This window comes from Roseateles sp., assembly GCF_036486225.1.
In the GTDB taxonomy this organism is placed as follows: domain Bacteria; phylum Pseudomonadota; class Gammaproteobacteria; order Burkholderiales; family Burkholderiaceae_C; genus Roseateles.
Map to the genome: position 1 here is coordinate 1 of NZ_DASVNZ010000375.1, position 4,920 is coordinate 4,920.

The 4,920-nt window shown below is 70.0% G+C and carries 2 protein-coding genes; both read left to right on the forward strand.

The window, feature by feature from the left end; translation table 11 throughout:
- On the forward strand, positions 1-1,377 hold a 1,377-nt coding region (gene amt, locus VF536_RS24425), incomplete at its 5' end, for an ammonium transporter (protein WP_331617533.1).
- A gap of 131 nt (positions 1,378-1,508) precedes the next feature.
- On the forward strand, positions 1,509-4,920 hold a 3,412-nt coding region (locus VF536_RS24430; RefSeq protein ID WP_331617535.1), incomplete at its 3' end, for a hydantoinase B/oxoprolinase family protein.

Sequence of the window (4,920 nt, forward strand, 5' to 3'; positions counted from 1 at the left end):
GCCCCCGCCGATGCCGCCTCGGCCGCCGCCGCGGCCCCGCCCGTGATCAACAAGGGCGACACCACCTGGATGATGGTCTCCACCCTGCTGGTGATCATGATGACGGTGCCAGGCCTTGCCCTGTTCTACGGCGGCCTGGTCCGCAGCAAGAACATGCTGTCGGTGCTGATGCAGGTGATGGTGACCTTCTCGCTGATCGTCGTGCTGTGGGCCCTGTACGGCTACAGCCTGGCCTTCACCGAAGGGAACAAGTTCATCGGCGGCTTCGACCGGCTGTTCATGAAGGGCATCTGGGACAACGTCGCGGGGACCTTCGCGCCGGGCGCGACCTTCAGCAAGGGCGTCTACATCCCCGAGATCGTGTTCGCCGCCTTCCAGGCGACCTTCGCCGGCATCACCTGCTGCCTGATCGTCGGCGCCTTCGCCGAGCGCATCAAGTTCAGCGCGGTCCTGCTGTTCATGGTCCTGTGGTTCACCTTCAGCTACACGCCGATGGCCCACATGGTCTGGTTCTGGATGGGCCCGGACGCCTACTCCTCGGCCGCGGTGGTCGATGAGATGAACAGCAAGGCCGGTCTGCTCTGGCAGTGGGGCGCGCTGGACTTCGCCGGCGGCACCGTGGTGCACATCAACGCCGCGGTCGCGGGCATCGTCGGCGCCTTCATGGTCGGCAAGCGCATCGGCTACGGCAAGGAAGCGTTCACGCCGCACAGCCTGACCCTGACCATGGTCGGCGCCTCGCTGCTGTGGGTGGGCTGGTTCGGCTTCAACGCCGGCTCCGCGCTGGAAGCCAACGGCTTCGCCGCGCTGGCCTTCATCAACACGCTGTTCGCCACCGCCGCCGCGGTGCTGGCCTGGTGCGTCGGTGAAGCGCTGCTCAAGGGCAAGGCCTCGATGCTGGGTGCGGCCTCGGGCGCCGTGGCCGGCCTGGTCGCGATCACCCCGGCCGCCGGCAACGTCGGCATCGGCGGCGGTCTGGTGATCGGCCTGGTCGCCGGCTTCGCCTGCCTGTGGGGCGTGTCGGGTCTGAAGAAGCTGCTGGGTGCGGATGACTCGCTGGACGTCTTCGGCGTCCACGGCGTGGGCGGCATCGTCGGCGCGCTGCTGACGGGTGTCTTCAACAGCCCGAGCCTGGGCGGCCCGTCGGCCGTCGGCGACTGGGTCACCGCCGCGACCATCGCGCCGGACGCCTACTCGATCGGCACGCAGGTCTTCACGCAGCTCAAGGCCGTCCTGCTGACCATCGTGTGGTCGGGCGTGGTCTCGGTGATCGCGTTCAAGGTCGTCGACCTGGTGATCGGTCTGCGCGTCTCCGAAGAGGAAGAGCGCGAAGGCCTGGACATCTCGTCGCACGGCGAAACCGCCTATCACAAGTGATCGACAAGTAAATCTTCAGTCTCCTGCAATGCTCAAGCCGCCCTTCGGGGCGGCTTTTTTGCGTCCGCGCCCTGCCTTGCGGGGCTGCCCATAATCGGGTCATCGACTTTCGTCTCGCCCCGGACCTCACGATGCAAGCCACCCGCTCTTCCGATCGCTCCCCCGATCGCTGGCAGTTCTGGATCGATCGCGGCGGCACCTTCACCGATCTGGTCGGACGCGCGCCGGACGGCACGCTGAAGACGCTGAAGCTGCTGTCGGAGAACCCCGAGCACTACCGTGACGCGGCGGTCGAGGGCATCCGCCGCCTGCTCGGCCTGAAGGCCGGCGAGCCGATCACGGCGGAGCGGGTCGACTGCGTCAAGATGGGCACGACGGTCGCGACCAACGCGCTGCTGGAGCGCTGCGGCGACCGCACGCTGCTGGTGACGACGCGCGGCTTCCGCGACGCGCTGCGCATCGCGACGCAGGCGCGGCCCAAGCTGTTCGAACGCCGCATCCAGCTGCCCGAGCTGCTGTACGAGCGCGTCGTCGAAGCCGACGAGCGCGTCGACGCGCAGGGTCGCGAGATCGCCGCGCTGGACGAGGCCGCGCTGCGCGCCGAACTGCAGGCCGCGTTCGACGCCGGCCTGCGCGCCTGCGCCATCGTGTTCCTGCACGGCTGGCGCGCGCCGGATCACGAGCTCGCCGCCAAGCGCCTGGCGCAGGCCGTCGGCTTCACGCAGATCTCCGTCTCGCACGAGGTCAGCCCGCTGATGAAGCTGATCCCGCGCGGCGACACGACGGTCGTCGACGCCTACCTGAGCCCGATCCTGCGCCGCTACGTCGACCAGGTCGCGGCCGAGATGCCCGGCGTGCGCCTGTTCTTCATGCAGAGCTCCGGCGGCCTGACCGAGGCCGGTCGCTTCCAGGGCAAGGACGCGATCCTCAGCGGTCCGGCGGGCGGCATCGTCGGCATGGTGCGCACGGGCGAAGCGGCCGGCCACGACCGGCTGATCGGCTTCGACATGGGCGGCACCTCGACCGACGTCAGCCACTTCGCCGGCGAGTTCGAACGCGCCTTCGACACCGAGGTCGCCGGCGTGCGCATGCGCGCGCCGATGATGAGCATCCACACGGTGGCGGCGGGCGGGGGCTCGGTGATCGCGTTCGACGGCGCGCGGCTGCGTGTCGGGCCGGCCTCGGCCGGTGCGAACCCCGGCCCGGCGAGCTACCGCCGCGGCGGTCCGCTCGCGACGACGGACGCCAACGTGATGCTTGGCCGCATCCAGCCGGCGCACTTCCCGAAGGTCTTCGGGCCGGGCGCGGACGAGGCGCTGGACGGCGAGGTCGTGAAGTCACGCTTCGAGGAACTGGCCGGGCAGATGTCCGCCGCCGGCAAGCCGATGACGGCCGAGGACGTGGCCGCCGGCGCGCTGCAGATCGCCGTCGGCGCGATGGCGAACGCGATCAAGCGGATCTCCGTCGCGCGTGGCTATGACGTCACCGGCTACACGCTGCAGTGTTTCGGCGGCGCCGGCGGCCAGGCGGCCTGCCTGGTCGCGGACGCGCTCGGCATGACGCGCATCCTGGCGCACCCGTTCGCCGGCGTGCTCAGCGCCTACGGCATGGGACTCGCCGACCAGACCTCGATGCGCGAAGCCTCGATCGAACGCGCGCTGGACGCCGACGGGCTGTCCGCCGCGCGCGAGACGGCGGCCTCGCTGGCGGCGCAGGCAGGGAGCGAACTCGAATCGCAAGGCGTTCCCGCCGGCGCGTTGCGCACCATCGCGCGGGCGCAGGTCCGCTATCAGGGCACCGACACGGCGCTCACGTGTCCGCTGTCGCTCGACGGGTCTGCGGAGGACGCGATCGCCGCCATCCGTGAGGCCTTCGAGCAGGCCTACCGACGCCGCTTCGCCTTCCTGATGCCGGACCGCGCGCTGGTGATCGAGGCGGTCTCGGTCGAGGCGCTCGCCGCCGGCGCGTCGCTGGAGGCGCCGGTCGACGGCCCGACCACGGACGCCGGTGCGCATCGCCCCGAGCCGCTGGAGCGCGTGCGCATGTACTGCCTCGCCGACGAGCAGCCCGCCGGCTGGCGCGACGCCGAACTGCATCACCGCGAATCGCTGCGACCCGGCGCCCGTGTCGACGGTCCGGCCATCGTCGCGGAGCGCAACGCGACGACGGTGGTCGACGCCGGCTGGCGCGCCGAGCTGCAACCGTCCGGCGACCTGCTGCTGACGCGCATCCGCGAGCGAACGCGCGCCCATGCGCTCGGCACCGAGGCCGATCCGGTCGTGCTGGAGGTCTTCAACAACCTTTTTATGAACATCGCCGAGCAGATGGGCCTGCGGCTCCAGAACACCGCGCACTCGGTCAACATCAAGGAGCGGCTGGACTTCAGCTGCGCGCTGTTCGACGCGCAAGGGCAACTGATCGCCAACGCGCCGCACATGCCGGTGCACCTGGGCTCGATGAGCGAGTCGATCCGTTCCGTCGTCGCGCGCAACCCGGTCATGAAGCGCGGCGACGTCTACGTGCTCAACGACCCGTACCACGGCGGCACGCACCTGCCCGACATCACCGTGGTGACGCCGGTGTTCCTGGACGAGGACGACGCCACGCCCGGCTTCTTCGTCGCCAGCCGCGGCCACCACGCCGACATCGGCGGCGTCACGCCGGGCTCGATGCCGCCGTTCTCCAGGGACATCACCGAGGAGGGCGTGCTGATCGACAACTTCCAGCTGGTCGAGCAGGGCCGCCTGCGCGAGGCGGAACTGCACGCGTTGCTGCGCTCGGGCCCGCACCCGAGCCGCAACCCGGCGCAGAACCTCGCCGACCTGCGCGCGCAGGTCGCGGCCAACGAGAAGGGCGTGCAGGAACTCAAGGCGATGGTGGCGCAGTTCGGCCGCGCCACCGTGGCGGCCTACATGAAGCATGTGCAGGACAACGCCGAGGAGAGCGTGCGGCGCGTGATCACGGCGCTGAAGGACGGTGCCTTCACGCTCGATCTCGACAACGGCGCGCAGATCGCGGTCAAGGTCACGGTGCACGCGGCGCAGCGCGGTGCGACGATCGACTTCAGCGGCACCAGCGCGCAGCTGCCGAACAACTTCAACGCGCCCAAGTCGGTGACGATGGCCGCGGTGCTCTACGTCTTCCGCACCCTGGTCGACGACGAGATCCCGCTCAACGCCGGCTGCCTGAAGCCGCTCACGGTGATCGTGCCCGAGGGCTGCATGCTCAACCCGAATCCGCCGGCCGCGGTGGTGGCCGGCAACGTGGAGACCAGCACCTGCGTCACCAACGCCCTGTACGGCGCTCTCGGCGTGATGGCCGCCGGCCAGTGCACGATGAACAACTTCACCTTCGGCAACGAGCAGTACCAGTACTACGAGACCATCTCGGGCGGCTCGGGTGCCGGCGGCACGACGGACGACAAGGGCCAGGTGACCGGCGGCTTCGAAGGCACGAGCGTCGTGCAGACGCACATGCCCAACTCGCGGCTGACGGATCCGGAGGTGCTGGAGTTCCGCTTCCCGGTGCGGCTGGACAGCTACG